General features: G+C 45.0%; 18 protein-coding genes. 6 read left to right on the forward strand and 12 right to left on the reverse strand.

The window, feature by feature from the left end; genetic code table 11:
- Nucleotides 1-97: 97 nt before the first annotated feature.
- Both AB4484_RS10590 and AB4484_RS10595 read left to right on the forward strand, forming a co-directional pair.
- Nucleotides 98-1576 carry a peptide MFS transporter gene (locus AB4484_RS10590; RefSeq protein ID WP_372077974.1) on the forward strand — a complete coding sequence of 493 codons (1479 nt, stop codon included), beginning with the start codon at nt 98-100 and terminating at the stop codon, nt 1574-1576.
- 200 nt (nt 1577-1776) lie between these two features.
- Nucleotides 1777-2559: a siderophore-interacting protein gene (locus tag AB4484_RS10595; RefSeq protein WP_372077976.1), complete on the forward strand. Its 783-nt coding sequence runs from the start codon at nt 1777-1779 to the stop codon at nt 2557-2559.
- A 115-nt stretch (nt 2560-2674) separates the two neighbouring features.
- Here AB4484_RS10595 and gntR read toward each other — a convergent pair whose 3' ends face one another.
- The 12 genes from gntR to AB4484_RS10655 form a co-directional block, all read right to left on the reverse strand.
- A complete protein-coding gene (gene gntR, locus AB4484_RS10600) occupies nt 2675-3676 on the reverse strand; it encodes a gluconate operon transcriptional repressor GntR (RefSeq protein WP_333912631.1) in 1002 nt (333 codons plus the stop codon).
- A gap of 140 nt (nt 3677-3816) precedes the next feature.
- Nucleotides 3817-5325 carry an NADP-dependent phosphogluconate dehydrogenase gene (gndA, locus tag AB4484_RS10605; RefSeq protein WP_372077979.1) on the reverse strand — a complete coding sequence of 503 codons (1509 nt, stop codon included), beginning with the start codon at nt 5323-5325 and terminating at the stop codon, nt 3817-3819.
- A gap of 3 nt (nt 5326-5328) precedes the next feature.
- Nucleotides 5329-5826 (reverse strand): gluconokinase, encoded by a 498-nt coding sequence (locus tag AB4484_RS10610; RefSeq protein WP_372077981.1) that lies wholly within the window; start codon nt 5824-5826, stop codon nt 5329-5331.
- A 118-nt stretch (nt 5827-5944) separates the two neighbouring features.
- Nucleotides 5945-7267: a TRAP transporter large permease subunit gene (locus tag AB4484_RS10615; RefSeq protein ID WP_048608821.1), complete on the reverse strand. Its 1323-nt coding sequence runs from the start codon at nt 7265-7267 to the stop codon at nt 5945-5947.
- Entirely contained in the window at nt 7260-7817 is a 558-nt protein-coding gene (locus AB4484_RS10620; RefSeq protein ID WP_372077983.1) for a TRAP transporter small permease subunit, read from the reverse strand. The genes AB4484_RS10615 and AB4484_RS10620 overlap by 8 nt, the downstream gene beginning before the upstream one ends.
- Before the next feature lie 65 nt (nt 7818-7882).
- On the reverse strand, nt 7883-8899 hold the full coding sequence (locus tag AB4484_RS10625) for a TRAP transporter substrate-binding protein (protein ID WP_048608825.1): 1017 nt from the start codon (nt 8897-8899) through the stop codon (nt 7883-7885).
- A 200-nt stretch (nt 8900-9099) separates the two neighbouring features.
- Nucleotides 9100-10002: a multidrug transporter gene (locus AB4484_RS10630; RefSeq protein ID WP_372077985.1), complete on the reverse strand. Its 903-nt coding sequence runs from the start codon at nt 10000-10002 to the stop codon at nt 9100-9102.
- A gap of 141 nt (nt 10003-10143) precedes the next feature.
- Entirely contained in the window at nt 10144-10848 is a 705-nt protein-coding gene (phnR, locus tag AB4484_RS10635; RefSeq protein WP_372077998.1) for a phosphonate utilization transcriptional regulator PhnR, read from the reverse strand.
- Nucleotides 10849-10915: 67 nt separating this feature from the next.
- Nucleotides 10916-12625, reverse strand: coding sequence for a putative 2-aminoethylphosphonate ABC transporter permease subunit (locus AB4484_RS10640; protein WP_372077987.1), 1710 nt, complete (start codon nt 12623-12625; stop codon nt 10916-10918).
- Between the two features lie 21 nt (nt 12626-12646).
- A complete protein-coding gene (locus tag AB4484_RS10645) occupies nt 12647-13756 on the reverse strand; it encodes a putative 2-aminoethylphosphonate ABC transporter ATP-binding protein (RefSeq protein ID WP_372077989.1) in 1110 nt (369 codons plus the stop codon).
- A gap of 227 nt (nt 13757-13983) precedes the next feature.
- Nucleotides 13984-15405 (reverse strand): FAD-dependent oxidoreductase, encoded by a 1422-nt coding sequence (locus AB4484_RS10650; protein ID WP_372077991.1) that lies wholly within the window; start codon nt 15403-15405, stop codon nt 13984-13986.
- Nucleotides 15406-15524: 119 nt separating this feature from the next.
- Nucleotides 15525-16535, reverse strand: a complete 1011-nt coding sequence (locus AB4484_RS10655; protein WP_017079669.1) for a putative 2-aminoethylphosphonate ABC transporter substrate-binding protein — start codon at nt 16533-16535, stop codon at nt 15525-15527.
- 400 nt (nt 16536-16935) lie between these two features.
- Between AB4484_RS10655 and phnW the strand changes: the two genes are divergently transcribed.
- The 4 genes from phnW to AB4484_RS10675 all read left to right on the forward strand — a co-directional run.
- A complete protein-coding gene (phnW, locus tag AB4484_RS10660; protein ID WP_048608835.1) occupies nt 16936-18039 on the forward strand; it encodes a 2-aminoethylphosphonate--pyruvate transaminase in 1104 nt (367 codons plus the stop codon).
- Nucleotides 18039-19460, forward strand: a complete 1422-nt coding sequence (locus tag AB4484_RS10665; protein ID WP_372077994.1) for an aspartate aminotransferase family protein — start codon at nt 18039-18041, stop codon at nt 19458-19460. The genes phnW and AB4484_RS10665 overlap by 1 nt, the downstream gene beginning before the upstream one ends.
- Nucleotides 19461-19544: 84 nt before the next feature.
- The gene (gene phnX / locus AB4484_RS10670; protein WP_048608839.1) at nt 19545-20363 is read left to right on the forward strand and encodes a phosphonoacetaldehyde hydrolase; all 819 of its coding nucleotides are present in this window, start codon (nt 19545-19547) and stop codon (nt 20361-20363) included.
- A gap of 340 nt (nt 20364-20703) precedes the next feature.
- A partial coding sequence (locus tag AB4484_RS10675) for an outer membrane beta-barrel protein (RefSeq protein ID WP_372077996.1) occupies nt 20704-21226 on the forward strand: 523 nt, incomplete at its 3' end.

A 21226-nucleotide genomic window follows, 5' to 3' on the forward strand; every position in this document is an offset into this window, starting at 1 on the left:
TCTGTTTGGGACAGATGTTTCAGTTTATGTATTACTAGTAATGATATTATAATCGGGTAATTACACTACATATTAATACAAATGTGAGAATAAAATAATGTGGAATAGATTAAACAAATCAATGATGTTCTGCCAAATGATGTTCGGGCTTTCGTTCTATGGCGTCATGGTGATCTTGACTCGTTTCTTCCTTGAAGATCTGAACTACAATGAAGCCGACACCATGATGGTTGTTGGTGCTTTCTCTGCAATCGGACCGCTATTTGCTATTGCAGGTGGCTTTATCGCCGACAAGTTTTTAGGCGCTTACCGATCTTTAACCATTGCCTTCCTAGGCTTCGCAAGTGGTTACGTTCTACTGGTACTTGGTGCAGCAGCAACCAATGTTCCGATGGCATTATGTGGTATTGCGTTAGCAAGTTATGCACGTGGTTTGATGTCCCCTTCTTACCCAAGTCTTTACAAACGCACGTTCAAAACTCAAGAAGATTTTGAGAACTGCTACCCAATCAACTACTCAGTAAACAATATTGGTGCTCTGTTAGGCCAATACCTGTTCCCAATGCTAGTGCTTGTTGTTGGTTTCCACGGTGGTTTCCTTCTTTCAGCGGTTCTAGCCGGCGCCGCACTTCTGATGATGATCTTTGCTCGTAAAGGCCTTGTTGAAGCAAGCGCTGAAATCGACCAAAAACCAGTAAGCACTAAAAACTGGGCAGCCTTCCTTGGTCTTTCTGCAGCAATGATCGGTTTGGTGTTCTTCATGTTCTCTAACATGGATATTGGCCAAAACATCGTATACGCAATTGGTGGTGCAGCGATTATCTACTTTGTCTCTTTGATGATGAAATCGAAGAAATCAGACATGCTAAAAATGGGCACTATCTTAATCATCACATTCCTGACGACATGTTTCTTCGTTTACTACGGTCAGATGATGACTTCGATGACAATGGTAGCGATCAACACAATGCGTGGCGATCTATTTGGCTTCATCCCTGTCGCACCTGAAGCTTCAATGGCAATGAACCCACTATGGTGTATGGTTGCTGGCCCTATCATCGCGGGTATCTTCTCTAACCTAGAAAAGAAAAACATTAACTTCTCAACTGCAACCAAAGTCGGTTTCTCTTTCATCCTTACGGCTATCGCTTTCGGTATCCTTACGATGGCAGTAACGACAGTGGGTGACGATGTTCTGATCCGCCCAGAAGTCTTCCTAGCGATTCACTTCTTCCTAGCATTCGGTGAAGTGATTGTAGGCTCAATGGTTGTAGCCTTCATCCTGTCTGTTGCGCCTAAGCACATTGAGAACTTCTCAGTAAGCTTGTTCTCTGTTGCTATCGCACTGTCAGGCATTGTTGGCGCGGTATTCTCAACGTCTATTGCACTAGAGAAAGGTCAAGAGATCACACAAGAGATCGTGCAAACGGTTTACGGTGATTACTTCCAAATGCTCACTGTTCTTGCAGTCGTGATGGTAGGTATCGCAATGGCAGCATCGTTCATTATTCGTAAGATGCTAGAAGCTGCGAAAGCCGCTGACGAAACGATTGAACTAGAGCAAGCAAACAACTAATTCTGTTCGCTGAGTCAAATCAATCCTAAGAGCCCTTTAGTTTTCTAAAGGGCTCTTTTTTGTAGGATCCGTTTCTTAATCGGATCTGTAATATAAGTTAGGTAGTACATGTGTAAATCAAAGTAAATGATAACTATTAGTATTGAGTGTTTTTTAGTTCAGGATTATGATGTGGAAATCAAAATCTAAGAGAGCCTTATATGAGCAAGCCTAGCCCTATCACATTAACCGTTACTCAAACCTCAACAATTACTCCAAACATGCAGCGCATAACGCTTAGCGGTGAGGGATTAAGTAAATACCCAACAGAATGTGCCGGCGGCTACATCAAGCTTTTATTCTCGCCACTCGGCACGACTGATTTAAGCCAATTAAACGAAGGTGAACGCTCAACTATGCGCACTTACACCATTCGTCAGTACAACCCTGTAGAGCAGTGGATTGAAGTTGATTTTGTTCGCCATATCACTACAGATTTGCAATGTGGTTTTGCGGCTCGATGGGCAATGAACGCAAAAGTGGGCGACACGGTTTCAGTGGCTGGCCCTGGTTTAATTCAAGGTCTGAATCTAGAGTCGGATTGGTTCTTCTTAGTTGCAGACATGACTTCCCTACCTGCGCTTTCTGCAAAAGTAAAAACGCTCCCAGAAACAGCAACGGGTCACGCTATCATTCAGATCAACTCAGCAGCAGATAAGCAAGCACTTGAAACCCCTCAAGGCATCAAAGTAACCTGGTTGATTGAAGATGAAACCTCAGAATCACTTTCACAAACCGTGCGTAACACAGAGTGGTTAGAAGGTCAGGTTTCAGTATGGACTGCGTGTGAATTCGAAAACATGCGCGAGCTAAGACAATACTTCCGCAACGAAAAAGAAGTTGAAAAAGAGAACATCTATATCAGCAGCTACTGGAAACGTGGCGTCACTGAAGATGGTCACAAAGTTCTGAAACAACAAGATGCTCAAGATTTAGCGGGTTAAGTATTTTACTACCTAGAGCTTCTTACTAGATAAAGAGAAAACGCCCTTAACGAAATTCGTATCGCTAAGGGCGTTTTAGTTTGAATCCAATGAAGAGCAAAGCTGAAATGTAAAATTAGATACTCTCACCCACTTCAATCTCGTAACCGAGATCCAGCTTCGCTACCCATTCTTTATTGCCTTGTAAACGAGCTACAATTTGCTGTGCAGCGACTTTACCAATCTGCTCCCTTGGTGTTACTACAGTCGCTAAACGAGGCGTCATTGCCACTGTGATGTCGTGCCCGTGGAAACCTGCAATCGCCATCTGCTCTGGTACTTGAATACCACGACGTACACATTCGTAAAAAGCACCGATTGCTAAATCATCGTTGGTACAGAAAATGCCATTCACTTCAGGGTGCTTCTCTAGTAACTCACCAATCAGTTTCGCACCAAGCGTAAACGAGGACGCGTCTTCCGTTTGCAGAGTCACGGGCGCTTTATCAGCTTCTTGCATCGCATGTTCGTAGCCCGCCATTTTTAAGCGAGTTCGCTCATCCATCCGAGCCGCTAAGTAAGCGATATTGGTGCGTCCTCTGTCGAGCATGGTTTTGGTCATGGCTCTAGCCGCTTCGAAGTTATCAAAGCCAACAGCTTGTTCAATTCTTGGCGATACCGAGTCCATAATCTCAATCACAGGAATCGAAGCGGTCTGCAGCATTTTTCGAGATCTATCGGTGTGAACATTCTCAGACAGAATAATCGCATCCACATTGTACGAAAGCAGCGAAGCGATGCTTTGTTCTTCCAGTTCAGCGCTATAACCATAGTGGGCAATCATGGTTTGGTAGCCCGCAGGCGCGGTAACTTGTTCAATGCCACGGATAACTTCGGCGAAAACTTGGTTAGTTAACGAGGGGACAAGAACACCGATAGCATTACTTTTAGCGTTGGAAAGGATGTCTGGTGCTCGATTAGGGATATAACCGAGCTCGTCGACTGCAGCGTTGATCTTGTCTCGCAGAGCTTCAGACACTTGAGAAGAGTCTCGCAGACAGCGACTGACGGTCATTTTGGTGACACCAACTAGGTTGGCAACATCTTGTAATGTGGGACGTTTTTTCTTATTCGACATAGTATTTAATTGTTATAGTTATGAATTATGTTACTGGTAACAGTGTATCCAACTGACGTAGAAATTGAAGTCTAATTTAGTAAAATATTGATATAGCGTCATAAATACAAACGCCCTCAGTAGAGGGCGTTATTGATTATTTAAGCGTTAACTTTTACTTCTGTTCTTGGGGACTGACTCCAAGTGACATGGAACTTTTCGACTTCTTCTCTATCCACTCGTGAATAGGTATGAGAACCAAAGTAATCACGTTGTGCTTGCAGTAAATTCGCAGGCAACACCTCACAACGCAATGAGTCAAAGTAGCTTAATGCAGAACTGATTCCTGGCATCGGCACACCATACAAAGCTGAATTCGCTACCGCGATACGCCAAGCTAGTTCGCGCTCTTCTACTTGTTTAATGAAAGCCTCATCAAACAACAAGTTCGCAAGTTCTCTATTTTGTTGGTAAGCCGACGTGATGCTTTGTAAGAAGGCCGCGCGAATAATACAACCCGCACGCCAGATCTTAGCTATTTGAGTGAAATCGAGATTCCAACCCTCTTTGTCTGACGCTGTTTTCAGTAAATCAAAACCTTGCGCATAAACAGACAGTTTGGCGCAATACAGAGCATCATGAAGTTCTAAGATGACTTCAGTTTTATCTAGCTGACTCGCATCGGTAATATTGCCCCTTAGCAGTTTGCTACCTTGAACACGCTGTGCTTTTTTACCACTCATCGCACGCGCATAAACCGCCTGTGCAATGGTTGGCGTTGGGCAACCTTCTTGCAAACTGTTTACTGCTGTCCATAAGCCAGTGCCTTTTTGACCAGCCTTATCAAGCACAACATCAACGAATGGCTTACCCGTCACCACATCTTCTTGTTGAAGAATATCGGCGCTAATTTCCATCAAATAACTATTAAGGACGCCATTATTCCATTGGTCAAAGACTTTGCCGATCTCTTGAGCAGGCATTTCAAGTACATCACGCATGAACTGATACACTTCGCAAATAAGCTGCATGTCAGCGTACTCAATACCATTATGCACCATTTTCACATAGTGCCCAGTGCCCGAGGGGCCAACATACGCAGCGCACGCTTCACCGGCTTCAAACTGAGCGACAGGCAAACCGTTCGCATCGACTTTCGCAGCAATCGCTTCCCACATCGGCTTCACATATTGCCAAGCTGATGGGTCACCACTAGCCATCAACGCGGGGCCAACACGAGCCCCTTCTTCACCACCAGAAACAGCTGTACTAAAGAAGCGTAGTTTGCCTTTGTAATTCACTTCTCGGGCTTCAGTATCAGTCCATAAGCTATTGCCTGTATCGATAACAATATCGTCGCGCTCTAAACCGGCTTCTAGCAAGTTACTTACCACGATATCAACCGGTTTTCCTGCCGGAACCGACAATGCAATCACTCGTGGTTTCGCTAACCCCTGAAGAATATCTTCAAGATTAACACCACTAGTAAAGAGGCCTTTTCCTTCAAATGTCTCATTGAGCTGCTTCGCTTCAGAGCTAGCACGCTCAATGTTGTCTGTATTGAGATCAAAGCCTGCGACATTGAAGCCATTATCAAGTAGGTTGAGTGCCAGGCTTTTACCCATCACTCCTAAACCAATCATCGCAATGTCATTTTTTGTCTGAGTCATGGTTTAGCCTATCTGCTTAATTTGTTTGAGTGCACTTTCTACTACCTGTTCAACATCTTGTGAGATATCAACAAACAACGCCTCGCCTTCACTCGGTTCAACCAAGGTTGCGAATTGGCTTTTCAACATTTCTTGACCATTGAAGTAATGGTTCTCACGCGCTTTATGGCGGTTCCAAATAGTGTCGAAGCTACCTTGTAGGTACACGATAACTAAGCCTTCATTGTTCTTTCGTAGAATGTCGCGGTATTGTGGTTTCAATGCAGAGCAAGCAATCACAGCACTTGGTTGTTCAATGTATTGCTTGTTAAGTGTTTCTAGCCATCCTTGACGATCTTCGTCAGTCAGCGGAATACCTTGGCGCATTTTTTCTACATTGCTTTGCGGATGGAAGTCATCGCCATCAAAGAATTGAAGATCTAAAGCCTGTGTGATACGGCTACCAATCAGGCTTTTTCCGCATCCAGATACGCCCATCACGAGTATTTTTTTACTTTTCATAAGGCAAGCCTTCCCTAAGCCCCAACCAAAACTGGGGCTGACAATCGAATCTAATAGTTAAACTTGTGTTGCTGCTGATCGGTTCCTGAGCGTTAAATTCACTCTGGAACCTTCGTTGTTATTGCCACCAAAGCGCGAGCTGAGGGAAGATAATAACCAGTGCCAGAACCAATACTTGAAGTGCAATGAATGGCAGTAGTGAAGAGAAAATCTCACCTAAGCTGATGTCTTTTGGTGCTACCGATTTCAAGTAGAACGCCGCGGGACCAAATGGTGGTGACAAGAAAGACACCTGCATATTTAGACAGAACACAACACCAAACCAAACTGGGTCGAAACCAAGGCCAGTGATGATTGGAACGAAGATTGGCATTGTTAGAAGTGCCACACCTACCCAGTCAAGGAACATGCCTAAAACCAGCAAGATAGCCATCATGATTAGCAGTGTTACTGTTGCGTTGCCGCCACTGAGTGCAAGGATCGTTTCTTCAACAAAGTCGATGCCACCCATTAGGTTGTAGATACCAACCAGAGCACTTGCACCAATGCCGATCCACATGATCATGCCGCAGGTGCGCATAGTTGCGATGGCACTCTCTTTCAGCATATTGAAGTTCAATTCACCGCGGATAAGCGCGCTGATCATGATGCCGACGACACCCAAAGCCGAAGCTTCCGTTACTGAAGCAATACCTGTATAGATACTACCGAGAACGGTTGCTACAGAAAGCAGAGGGAAGAACAGAGCCTTGAAGTAGCTAGGTTGATTCGCTAAGTCTTCTTCTGTCTCATCATCACTTGGAAGAGGAGCAAGAGAAGGGTTCAGCTTACAACGAATCAATACGTAGCCGATGTAACAGCCCGCAAGGATAAACGCTGGTAAGAAAGAAGCCTTGAATAGGTCGCCAATCGACACACTCGCTGTCATACCATAGATGATCAATACGATACTTGGCGGAAGCATGGTGCCAAGCGCGCCACCCGCACAGGTTGTACCAATAGCAAGCTTACGGTCGTAACCTAAACGAAGCATTTGAGGCAGTGCAAGAATACCTAGTAGTACAGTTTCGCCACCGATAACACCTGACATTGAAGCCAGTAACACAGCTACCAATAACGTTTGTACCGCAACGCCACCGCGAACCTTACGGCCGACAGATTTCATTGCATCAAACAAATCACGAGCAATGCCCGAACGGTCTAGTAAAGCGGCCATCAATACAAACATCGGTACTGCGAGAAACACATAACCAGAAGCAAAACTGTAAGTACGGCTCGCAATCAAAGGTAAAGCATCAGGGCCAAACCAACATAGAGTGAAGAAAATCGCGACAAAGCCAGTTACGAACGCAAGCTGCATACCCGTCAGGAGCAAGCCAATCATCATAACCAACATGAGCAAACTGCCCCATGCGATACCAATAGAAGATAAATCAAACATCGTCATTCTTCCTTAGACCCATCAACTCTTGGATTAGGTGCAATACAAACTGGATAACAAGAACACACAAAACGACAAAGATCAGGCCTTTCAACAGCGCAGGATAAGGTGCGTTTAACACTGAGCCTGATGTTTCAAGGCGGAATTCGCCCCATGGTGCAAACCACGCTTCTTCTGCAGTGAAATAAGCCGCGTAAGCAAGCATGCCAGCAAAAGCCAAACCAACAATGTGGTGAACAAGATTAAGATATTTACGTGTTTGGTTAGAGACTGAATCGTAAATAAGAACCACACGTACGTGCTTATTCGCGGCAAAAGCGTAGATGCCACCAATAATGAATAAAGAACCACCGATGAAAGAAGCTGTTTCATGTACCCATGTGGTCGGGGCATCAAATGCATAACGCATCACAACTTCGTAAAATGAAATCAATACAGTAAAGATAAACAGCCAGCTAACGAGGTTACTGAACTTTATAATAAGACGATCAAGTACGTTTCTTGGCTGTTCGTCGTTTTCAGCTGGGGCGTGGGGGGTTTTGTCTGTCATGGGCCAAATTTCCTGGGAGAATACGGGAGAGCAATGCCCTCCCCCGTCAGTAAGCTAAGTTTAAGTTACAGCAAGCCGTTTTCTTCTAAGAACACAGTCACTGAGTTATAAACTTTCTGCGCGTTATCAGAACGCTCTGCGAAGACTTTCCACTGACCTTTAGCGATTTCACGGAACTTCTTACGCTCTTCTTGAGACCAGTCGTGGATAGTAATTTCTGGGTTCGCTTGTGCTTCTTTAACTGCAGCTTGGTCAGCCATTTTCAGTTGAGTTGTCATGTCGTAAGAGAAGTCACGCACTGATGTTTGTAGAATCGTTTGTAGATCAGCTGGCATCTTGTCCCATTTTTTCTGAGATACAGAGATGTCGATAAGCGGCAATGAGTGGAAACCCGGTTGAACTGGATGCGTTGCAATATCGTTCATGCCCGCTTTTTGGTTGGTAGAGAATACCGTGTAGTCCGCGGCATCAATTACCCCCTTGCTTAAGCCGGTAAATACTTCAGAACCTGGCAGGTTTACCGGAGTCGCACCCGCAGCTGCAAACACTTGTTGTACTAAACCTTCAGGAGCACGAAGCTTAAGACCTTTAAGATCTGCTACACCGTCGATTGGTTTTTTAGAAATGAAAGACTCAACACCCGTTGTAGAAGCACCAACGAACTGAACACCGTAAGGCTTGTACAGTTCAGTCATTAGCTCGTTACCGCCACCGTAGTTCATGTACTGAAGCAGTTGTGTTGTATCAGACCACGCACCAACCATGTTACCGATAAGACCGAATGCTGGATCTTTACCAGAGAAATAACCTGTTGCTGTGATGTGGCCATCTAGGATGCCCATTTTGATCGCGCCAAGCGTTTCTGTGTGTTTAACCACAGCGCCAACAGGCAATAGATCGATATCAATACGTCCGTTAGACATCGTCTCTACTCGCTCAGCCCACTTCTGCTGAACCTTGAAGTTCAAATCACCAGATGGATCTGAAGATTGAATCTTAAGTTTAAAGTCTGCAGCCATTGCTGAAGTAGCAAATAGACCAGTGAGGGAAGCAGCAATCAGCGTTTTAGTCAGAGCTTTCATTTGGGTATCCTTATGAGTTTCACAGAGTCCGGTTTGTAATTATATGTTACCGGTAACGTTGAAATGAATGTTACCGGTAACTTTACAACCTTGTCTATGAGAAGGTTCACATCTTTAACATTAGTAAAACGTTTGCTATCAATAAGGATAATGTGACTGAAAAGTCACATTACAAGCAGTAAGGGAGATTTAAAAGTCTTTTAAGTCAATGAGATAACCAAACCAGCAATAATTAGAGATACGCCTACACCGCGAGTCGCGTGCCACTTTTCCTTTAAAAAGTAGATCCCCATCACTACGCCGAAAATGATACTCACTTGCCTAAGTGCAACAACCAAGCTGACGTTCTCTGTCATAGTCATCGCAAACAACACTAAGCCATAGGTCGAAGCCATCATAATGCCAGCAAGTGTTGCTCTTTTACGTAGTAACCAAGCATTATGAAATTCTATTCTTTGATTCGACACGAGCAACCACAGGCTCAGTGGAAGCACAATTGCCCAAAACTGGATACCTAGGTAGAAAATCGTGGTGTGTTTATTAGTAATGCTAGGCGTGCTTAAAGGCTCTAATAATAGAAGCGCCTCTTTATCAATAATCGAATAGCCCGTGGTACCGATGGCGGCGATTAACGCCCACAGTACGCCAAGATTCAGGTAGGCCTTGAGCCTTAATTCAGAAAACTGCTTAAGCGGGACAAACAGACAACCCAGTGTGATCAATGCAAAACCAAGCCATTGATTGATTGATAACTCATACCCTATTAACACCGTACCCAAGCCAACCATCAACACGGGCAGTGCTCGTGCCATTGGGTAAATCACACCAATATCGGCCTGCTTGTAGGCTATGCCTAAGCCGATTAAATAGATGATTTGGCAAATACCACTTAAAAGAAGTAACTGCCAGAATAGGAGCGTGATGTTTGCAAAGCCGACACTGTAGACGTACCAAATCAAATAGGGAGTCAAGATCGCGGCAGCGGCAAAGCCAGAAGCAAGGAAAAAAGACGACCCCGAACCTTGATTAGATTTACCTAGGACATTCCACCCTGCATGAAGCAGAGCCGAAATTATCACGATGACGATGGCAGAAAATTCCATTTCATTCCTAACTTATTAACTGACTTATAAAAGCCGTCGCTGAAAACGGGTGATAAAAAAGGCCTCTTGGTAAGAGACCTTTGATCAATTCAATTGGGCAAGCCCAAAGAGTTACAGATATGTACGCGTTCTAACGTATGACTAGCGCTCTAGCTGCGCGATTGACTCAATACTGATCGCATCATGACGCCAATACTCAATATCACAGTCAATCAGGTCGCCGTTTTGGTTGTAGTTCACACGCTCTACGACCATTGCAGGAGAGCCAGAAGTCGCACGCAGGGCTTGCGCTGTCTCGCCAAGTAAAGACGTTGTGCTCACTCGGTAACGGATCTTCTGATACACCACACCAAAGTGCTCACGGTAGATGTCCGTCAACGATTTAGACAAGTCATAATCAAGCAAGTTAGGGAACAACTCTGGTCGAATGTAGTTAGTCACATACACAACGGGCCTGTCTTCAAGGTAACGAACTCTGTCTACTCGATAAACGTCCGAGAAAGGTAGTAACTCAAGAAGCCGAGTCGCCTCCTTGGTTGCTAACATGCCTTTCGCCGCCACCAACTCTGTTTTCGGCTTACGGTTCTGCGACAGAGCCATATTGGTGAAGTTCAGCGTTTGTGTTGGATCATAACGAAGCGGCTCGGGAGAGATAAACCAACCACGTCGGTCTTCTCGATAAATGCGCCCTTCCGCTTCAAGTGAAGATAAGGCTTCACGTAAAGTAACTCGAGTCGTATCAAACGATTCGGCCAGCTTACGTTCCGCAGGCAACTTCTGTCGTGGTGTTAACATCCCCGACTCTATCTGCTCTACGATGACATCTTTGATTTTTACGTACTGCACTTCATTTCCTTTCATTCTTGTTCTTGTCGTCAGCCACTCCTTGGCCAACTGCAATATAAGTGATTCGCTAGCGTTTACGCCAAGCTTGGGTGCGCTTCTCGAATAACTTGTTGATTAGCATATGAATCAACTTCGCACTCGCTGCCGATATCATGATCATCACTGCCATGGCTGCTGCTGCACCCGTTTGACCCGCATCGTCCATATTCAGTACTGATACTGACGCTGGAATCGTATTGGTAGAATACAAGAATACTACCGCAGATGTCGTGGTAAGTGCATTAATAAACAGGTATGTCGCAATATCTAAAATCGCTGGCAGACAAACGGGTACCGTTACCTTAAAGAACAACTTGTATTGCGGTAAGTTTACCGAAGCCGCTGTTGCTTCAATTTCAGAAGGCAGCTGTTTCAATGCCGTTAACGCAGTCATGTGCCCTACCGTGTAGTAGTGAACCACGGTATTAATCACCAAGAACGCCATCGTGCCATACAAGAAGTTGAGTGGATTACTCAAATCATTGAAGTAAAAGATATACCCCAAGCCCAGCACCATACCCGGAACGGCCATCGGAACAACACTAAGCATTTGCATTGCTTGACGAACAGGACCGAAGGCGCGACCTTTCTCAATACAGTATGCCCCTAGGAAAATCAGAACAGTACCAATTATCGCAGTCCAAGCACCAAGCGTTAACGAGTTGAAGAATGGCGCCCAACCATAAGTACTCATTTCTGCGAAGTTATAGTTGTTTAGCGTTAGCGCTTTGTTCCAAGGCCAGAAGGTGACCATCGAACCATATATCGCCATGCCCAACACGATAACCACAGCAGCAGAGATGATGGTGCAATAAAGGAAACATAAGCCATCACGTAGCGTGCTAGGTTCAGGTTGGTACGCGACAGAACGAGTATCAAACAAGCTCTTCTGTTTCTTTTGAACCCAGCGGTCAACGGTAAACGCAAGCAACGCAGGCAATAGCAGTAAGATACTGGTTACCGCACCCATAGAGAAGTTCTGTTGACCAACCACCTGCTTAAAGATGTCAGTCGATAACACGTTGTAGCTACCACCAATCACCTTCGGCACACCAAAGTCACAAACCACCAGCGTAAACACAACGATCAAGGTGCTGATCAAGCCGTATTTTGCCGCAGGTAACGTCACCATGAAAAAGGTTTTTAGCGATGAAGTATTGAGTGCACGTGCTGCTTCATAAAGGCGAGCGTCAGAGGTTCTTAATGAGGTGGTCAGAATCATCAAGGCGTGTGGAAACGTCCAGAATATCAAGCCCAGTGAGATACCAATCAAGCCATAAACCGAGTTGCCACCCAAGACTTCTTTAGCGATACCTTGATTACCAAATAAGAAGATAAGACTGATTGCAGGAAGCAGTGACGGAGCAAGAATAGGCGCAGAACCCAGTACTTGAAAAAGCCCCTTAAAAGGCATGCATGAACGAGTTAGCGCATAGGCATAACCAAACGCCAAGACACCCACGACAACGGTCACTAACAACCCGAGCGTGAACGTATTGCCTACCGACTGCCATAGGCTTTGAGACGCAAAATACGTTGCGAAATTCTCTAAACCTACAAATTCACCGTCTGCGTTCTGAACACTCTTTTTCAACATCGCCCACAGTGGCATCAGGATAAACAACGTCATGACCACAGACAAAAAGGCCAGCAGCCCAAACAGAATTACGTTGTCTTTGCTTAACCGAGCCAGAAAAGGTTGTACTCGTTGTTGAATTAGCAGCTTAGATTGCATCATTTGAGTCGATTCCATGATTGTTTACGCCGCCTCGTCTTTCATCACTTGCAGGCTTTTCGATGGGTAAGCTCTAAGGCCTTCTTGATCAAACGCCACGTAACGAATATCACTGCGACGCAGCTTCAATCGGTTGAACTCTTTGACGGGTACATCAACGATGATCTCTTTCGCCGTTGAGTCATGTTGCAATTGACACTCAACACGATAAAACGCTCCTAAGAATTCACTTGATACGATTCTCACAGGTAAGGATTCACTAAAACGATCAACAAACTGGATTTGCTCTGGACGAACGGCAATATCGAAAACATCACCCTGATTTGGCGTGAGATTATCTAAGCCAGGTAACGGCAGCATTGACTCAGCAATGCGCATCTTGCCTTGAGCTGCAACAGAAGCTTGAATAAAGTTCATGCTGCCAACAAACTCAGCCACAAAACGACTGACGGGTTTTTGATAGATCTCTTGAGGAGCACCGACCTGCTCGATAACACCATGATTCATCACCACAATACGGTCAGCCATCGTTAGGGCTTCATCTTGGTCGTGCGTCACCATAATAGTGGTGATACCCAACTTACGTTGCAGTTGGCAGATCTCATCACGTAGGTGTGTTCTTACCTTCGCGTCCAACGCAGAAAGCGGTTCATCGAGTAGCAACAAGCCTGGAGAAAGAGCTAATGCGCGAGCCAGAGCAACACGCTGCTGCTGTCCACCAGATAGCTGATTTGGATATTTCTGACCAGACGTTGGTAAGCCGATGGTTTCTAACCAAGACTCAACCGTCTCAAGGGCTTCTTTGGTCGACATGCCTTGATTTTTTAGACCAATCGCAATGTTTTCTTCTACAGTGAGGTTTGGAAACAAAGCGTAAGATTGGAACACGATGCCAAAGTCGCGCTTTTCTGGTGGCAAGAAGGTCGTATCCTTACCGTTCTGCTCAATAGAGCCTGAAGTTGGTAAGTCTAGGCCTGCAATCGCACGTAATAAGGTGGTTTTTCCACAGCCAGATGGGCCAAGGAAGCAGACGAACTCGCCTTTATCTATCGATAGGGAGATGTCTTTTAACGCTGTAAATTGGCCAAATTGCTTTACAACGTTTTCAATATTCAAATAAGTTTGGTTGCTCATACTACAGCACTCTCTATATGGTATATACCAAATTTAAACTGAGAATATTGCAGTTGAGTGACAAATTTATAGTAGCTAAATGACAGTTATATTGCAGATATAATAAGCATTAAAGATTGCAATTTGTTCAGCATTAACCGTTCGTTCAACGTTAAAAGCCCTCAGTGACTTGCCCATAAATCACTGAGAGCCTAAATGTAAACTTCTAATTTAAACGCCAGATTAATCTATGATTCAACCTTGTCGGCTTTGCCCGCCGCACCTGCGAGTTTGGATAACTGTTTATCTAGCCACAATGGCGTGTTACCCGAATCTTCCGCGTTCTCTTTTCTTCGCACCGCATCACGCACCATCATCGCACCTACCCAACGAAATGGCTCTGGCGGGAAGTGTCCTAATGGGCCTTTAGTTAAACCGCTTCGTGTCCAAGCATTGTCGATATCGAACACCATTGCTGACAAAATTTTTCCGCCCATACGGGTTTGAGCAACGCCATTGCCTGAATAACCAAGCCCATAATAGATGTTGCTTTGGCCTTTTAGATTACCGAAAAATGGCAAACCTGTGACCGAACGATCTGAGCCGCCAGACCAGTTGTAATCGAATTCACTTTGTTCCAATTTAGGGAACAGTTTTTGGAACGATTGATTGAGAATCGGCAGGTAGTTAGTCGTTTGGTTAAACATGCTTTCAACTTGATTGGCAAACGAGAATTTATTGCCGCCTTTGCCCAACATGAGTCGTCCGTCCTGGGTATCTCGGTAGTAATGGACAAATATACGCGAATCCACCACCGCCGCCCCTTTCTCTGGGCCAAACTGCTTGAGCTTTTCAGGAATAGGCTTGGTCACCACCATGTCTGAAGAGACAACCACAATGCTGCGTTTGAACTCTTTAAAGTGATCGAGCATCCACGCATTGAGTGCCAAAATCACTTTATCCGCAAATACTGATCCGCCTTGGGTTTGAATTCGAGCGGGAGAGCCATAGTCGAGTGATGTCATTTCTGTGTTTTCGTGAATTTCGACACCCAGTTCGAGCGCGACTCGGCGCAAACCTCTAGCCAATAACGCTGGCTGCACACTACCCGCAGCTTCTGAGTAGTAACCCTCAATGTGGCGATCAGATCCCGCTTTATCAGCCAAAGAATTGTCGCACTTCTTCCAGCTATTAATACCCTGCTTAACCAGCTCATTAACAACAGGCTCCATTCCACCCTTTTGAGCTTCATTGGTCGCCGTGTAGTAAGTTCCGCTGCGATATAGATGCGCGTCAATCTTGTGTTCGTTACAGAAGGCTTCGATCTCGTATATGACCTTTTCCGATTCCTTAACCAACCATTTCGCTTGTTCTTTTCCGTAAAGCTTTTTCAGCGTCGGATACTTAGTTGACCAGGTCAGCATGCAACCGCCGTTCGCACCAGAAGCACCGCTACCACATAGGCCTTTTTCAATCACGACAACATGCTTTTCGGGTTGCTGTTGTTTGATTAAAATCGCCGTCCATAAACCCGTATAGCCACCGCCAACAATGGCGATATCACAGTTGACGTCTTTTTGGAGCGGCTTAGCCGAATCTATCCCCGCATTGATATTGCCAAACTCTTGTTCCAACGCTTGCTTGAACCAATATGAGTAGTGCTTTGTCATTTGTTGTACCTTACTTCAACCTAAAGGCGTAAAACTAAAAAAGGAAGACCGAAGCCTTCCTTTACTGATTTCTAACTTCTAATGAACTAAATAGTTAAGTAACTGAATAGGTCGTCAGATTAAGATTTTGGCTCTGATTTAGCGTCAAACTTCTCAGACCATGTTTTAAGAACGTCGGCACGTTCGCTGCCCATGCGAGCGAAGTCCATTTTTGCCATGTTCTTTTCTACATTAGGGAAGTTCTCTGCTTTGCCTGTCACATCTTTGTGACCAACAACTGGGTACATTTCGATGTAAAGCTCATTCGCCGCTTTAGAAATAGACCAATCGATAACACGTTGTGCTGCATCAGAAGGCTTAACAAGGCCTACCGCTTCAGATTCCCAGCCGATACCTTCAGGCGTAATCACTGAAAGTGGAGCGCCTTGAGTTTTCAGCTTAGCACCACGGCTCGCCATAGAAATACCGATAGCGACTTCGCCCATGCCCGCTTGAACACATGGCTTAGAGCCTGAGTGCGTGTAGTGAGCAATGTTTTGATCTAGCTTCTGCATGTAGTTCCAACCTTGGTCTTCACCCATGTTTTGTAGCCAAGCCGAAACCTGCATGTAGCCCGTACCAGAAGACGCTGGGTTTGGCATAGCGATGTGGCCCTTGTAGATAGGCTTCGTTAGGTCATCCCAAGACTTAGGTGCCGGTAGGTTCAATTGCTTAGCCACCACTTCGTTAAAGCAAACTGCATTGAAGAATGCGTCATTGCCATACCAAGCTTGAGTAGACTGTGGGTCGTTAAGGTTAGCGCGTAATGCTTCTACACCTTGAGGCGTATAAGGTTTCAGGATGCCCTCTTCTTTAAGCAATGCCATTGAAGAACCAGCAAGTCCCCAAACTACCTCTGCGCGAGGGTTGTTTTTCTCAGCCAATAATTTTGCCGTCATGATCCCTGTTGAATCACGCACCCACTTGATGTTGATGTCTGGGTTTTCACTTTCGAAAGCATTTTTGTATTTAGCTAAAATGTCAGTTTCAAAAGCAGTGTAAACCGTCACTTCCTGTGCTGCGTAAGCGTTACCAGCTAGTAGAGTTACTAAAGCTGCAAGTGATCCTTTCATAAAACGGTTTTTCATCATTTTCTCCAGTCAGGCTCAACTCTAAAGTGAGAAGTTGCCAAAATTAAAAGTTATCGAGGTTTAAAGCTGCCTAGGTTTAGAAGTAACCAAGGTTTAACGTTTCTTAAGTTAGAAGCCTCATCAAGAGGCACCTATACCCATAAATTCATTTAGGTTGTTATTACATGCCTTTGCATTGGTATGTACCAGATGACGAGTATTAACCTAATCGACTTTTATGACGGTTAAATGAACAAAAAATGGCAATTTAAAGATCGGAAAACTTCTCAACACAAGTGACAAATTTGAATATGAAGCTTTTGTGAAAATAACGTTTGGGCTATTTACGACCGTTTAAATTGGTTGTTAAAGTAACCGCAAATATTGGTATAGTCCAAAATACAAATCACGAGAATTGAACATGAGAAACGAATACCTACTACTGACACCGGGTCCTCTATCTACTTCTGAAACCGTTCGCCAAGCGATGCTAAAAGATTGGTGTACTTGGGATGATGAATACAACAAAGACGTTGTTGAAGTGATTCGTAGCAAGCTAGTGACTTTGGCGACTAAGCAAACGGGTTATACAAGCGTACTAATGCAAGGTAGCGGCACCGCTTCAGTTGAAGCAACAATCGGTAGCGTTATCTCAAAAAGCGGCAAGCTTCTTGTTGTTGACAACGGTGCGTATGGTGCTCGTATTGCTCAAATCTCAGAATACTTAAACATTCCATGCCATGTCGTTTCCCCAGGTGAAACATCACAGCCTGACTTGAACGAAATGGAGACGGCATTGGCTATGGATTCAGACATTACTCACGTTGCGATTGTGCACTGTGAGACCACTACGGGTATGTTGAATCCAATCGAAGACATCGCCAAATTGGCAAAACAGCACAACAAAACCGTCATTCTAGATGCGATGTCGAGTTTTGGTGGCATCCCTATGGATATAGCTGACTTAGGTATCGATTACATGATCAGCTCGGCAAACAAGTGTATTCAAGGTGTACCTGGATTCGGCTTTGTTATTGCGAAGCAATCGGAACTGGAAAAATGCAAAGGCCAAGCTCGTTCATTAAGCCTTGACCTGTTTGACCAATGGCACTGCATGGAAAGCAACCATGGTAAATGGCGCTTCACCTCTCCAACTCATACAGTGCGTGCTTTCTACCAAGCTCTACTTGAATTGGAGCAAGAAGGTGGTATCGAAGCTCGTCATAATCGCTACCAAACCAACCAAACTACCTTGGTTGCAGGTATGCGCTCTCTTGGCTTTGAACCACTGCTTAATGATGATCTTCATTCACCTATCATTACCTCTTTCTATTCTCCAACTCATAGCGATTACCAATTCAAGGAATTCTATGACCGTTTGAAAGAACAAGGTTTTGTTATTTACCCGGGCAAAGTTTCAAACGCAGACTGCTTCCGAATCGGTAACATCGGTGAAGTGTATCCGTCAGACATTGAAGCTCTCATTGGCGCAGTTAAGAATGCTATGTACTGGGACATCAAATAATGACGACGACCAATCAAGAGCCGATTCTAAAGGCCACACACTTTCGAAGCGAAGGCGATGTGAACACCACGCCAGCACGCGAAAAATGGAACGAATCGCTAAACGATGATGCGACTCAAGTGATGTTAAAACGTGACTCTGACGTGTTTCTTCATCAAGCCATGTCAACGCCTTGCTTAGACACACTTGAAGCAGCCGAAGGCATCTACATTCAAGATGCGACGGGCAAAAAGTACATGGACTTTCACGGTAACAATGTTCATCAGCTTGGTTATGGCCACCCACATATCATTAATAAAGTGACTCAGCAAATGGCGTCGTTGCCATTTTCACCACGTCGCTTCACCAATGAAACTGCGGTTCAGTGTGCTGAGAAACTCACACAGATCTGCGGTGGTGATTTGAATCGCGTGTTGTTTGCTCCCGGTGGCACATCCGTTATCGGCATGGCGCTAAAACTAGCTCGCCATGTCACCAACAATTTCAAAGTAGTGTCATTGTGGGACTCATTCCATGGCGCGTCACTCGATGCAATTTCAGTGGGTGGCGAAGCGTGTTTCCGCGAAGGCATGGGGCCGTTAATGGCTGGCGTAGAACGTATTCCACCAGCGGTTTCCTATCGTGGTGCTTTCCCGCTTCGTGGGCAAAACGCAGGCGGTGAAAGTGAGGCTACATGCGATGTGCACTACGCCGATTACCTAGAATATGTGATTGAAAAAGAAGGTGGCATTGGTGCCTTCATTGCCGAAGCAGTGCGTAACACAGACGTTCAAGTACCAAGCAAAGCTTACTGGAAGCGCATCCGTGAGATCTGCGATAAGCATAACGTCATGTTGATCATCGACGACATTCCAAACGGCATGGGTCGCAGTGGCGAATGGTTCACTCACCAAGCTTTTGATATCGAACCTGACATTCTTTGTATCGGTAAAGGTTTTGGCGGCGGCTTGGTACCAATCGCAGCCATGATCACTAAAGATAAATACAACACTGCAGCGCAAGTATCTCTTGGTCACTACACCCACGAAAAAAGCCCTATTGGTTGCGCGGCCGCACTCGCCACCATGGAAGTGATTGAGCAAGAAAACCTACTTGGAAAAGTACAAGCGGACAGCGTATTCGTGCGTGAACAGCTGCTTCTAATGAAAGAGAAGTACCCAGTCATTGGTGACGTTCGCGGCATCGGCCTGCTCTGGGGGGTGGAATTGGTCACCGATCATATCACCAAAACCCGAGCTTTCGATGAAGCGGAAGCAGTACTTTACCAATGTCTAAACGATGGCCTGAGTTTCAAGGTGTCACAAGGTAATGTGATTCAGTTGAGCCCACCATTGGTCATAAGCAGCAGCGAACTAGAAGTCGCTCTGTCTGTATTCGAAAAAGCGATAGCAAAAGTCTGCAAAGACTTTGAATACCTTTAAACCATCATCTAACCAATAACTTAAAACAATCATTCATCTCCCAGAACAACTTGAGCTGGGAGAGAACAGAAATAGGACACGACTATGAACACAACATCACCTATCCAAGCGGTTATCTTTGACTGGGCTGGCACTATCGTTGATTTTGGATCATTTGCTCCAACCAGTATTTTCGTTGAAGCATTCAGACAAGGTTTCGACTTTGATATCGACTTAGCAGAAGCGCGTGAACCTATGGGGATCGGCAAATGGGACCACATCCAAGCGGTGGGTCGAATTCCAGCTGTTGACGCTCGTTGGAAGGCTCAGTTCGGACGCTCCATGACAAGTGAAGACGTTGACGCGATCTACGCGGCATTCATGCCTCTTCAAAAAGCGAAAGTAGCCGATCACGCAGCACCTATTTTGAATGCGATAGAAGTGGTCAATAACCTTAAAGAGAAGAACGTGAAGATCGGCTCTTGTTCAGGTTACCCACGTGAAGTGATGGATGTTTTAATTCCTGCCGCTGCAGATTACGGTTACCGACCAGATAACGTGGTAGCGACCGATGACTTACCTCAAGGTGGTCGCCCTGCTCCATTTATGGCACTGAAAAACGTAATCGACCTAGGTGTAACTAGCGTTGCTGCGTGTGTAAAAGTAGACGACGCAGCACCGGGGATCGATGAAGGTCACAACGCAGGCATGTGGACAGTTGGACTTGTATTATCGGGGAACGAAGCAGGCTTAACGTATCAAGAATATTTAGATGCAGACGAGACAACACTTGCGGCTGCACGTGAAAAAGCAAGCGTTAAGCTAAACAAATCAAACCCACACTACCTAATCGATACCATTGCAGACCTACCAGGTGTCATTGCAGACATTGAAAAACGTTTGTTAGCCGGAGAGCGCCCATAACTCCTAGAACTTCGACAAATCAGGGTCGATAGCCCAATAATCCGCACACATAAAAAGAAACCTCGTATCACCTAAAAATGATACGAGGTTTCTTCGTTTCCAATATTTGAGACAACAATTAATTGACAAAAACCTCTGTAAATAGCACCTTAAATATATAAATTTTAACAACTTCATTGGCTCAAATAAGCAACTACACTAACAATGTAACAACAGTTCCAAGATAGGTTCGACCTGAATCTACGCCTTGAACGACTTACTGCTGCAGTGTCCCAATCAGTAAGTCGTCGCTTTAAAGGCTCATTCAGATAACAATAAGAGTTAATCCAAGGATAAGATTATGAAGAAATTGTCAAAAATCATGTGTGCTGTGATAGCTGCTTCAGGTTTCGCTGCTGCTCCATCAATTGCCGCAACGACATACGTAGGCGCAAAAGTTGGTATGGGTTGGCTAGATAGCGCTTGTGTAAGCGGTGAAAAGTGTGAAGATGATTCTGTTGCGGGTGGTCTTTACGGTGGTTATAACTTTACCGACAACATTGCTCTTGAATTGAATGCAGATTACTTAGGTGATTATGATACCAGCTTTAACAACAACGGAACGCCCAAAGCATACAGTGATTCTATCGTAGCCATTTCTTTAAGCCCAATGTATCGACTAGCGATTAAACAACAATTTGATATCTTCTTTAAAGCAGGTCCTGCTTACATCATGCACGATGACGAAGACGACGTTGTTTTGGCCTTAGGTATCGGTGCAGAGAAACAGTTTTCAGACGATTGGGCGCTTAGAGTCGAATACCAATACTTCGATGATTTTGACGATAAGATTGTCCAAGACCTGGTGGTGACTCCAACCCGTT

Origin of the sequence: Vibrio sp. 10N.261.46.A3, assembly GCF_041472995.1 — a bacterium.
In the GTDB taxonomy this organism is placed as follows: Bacteria; Pseudomonadota; Gammaproteobacteria; order Enterobacterales; family Vibrionaceae; genus Vibrio; species Vibrio coralliirubri.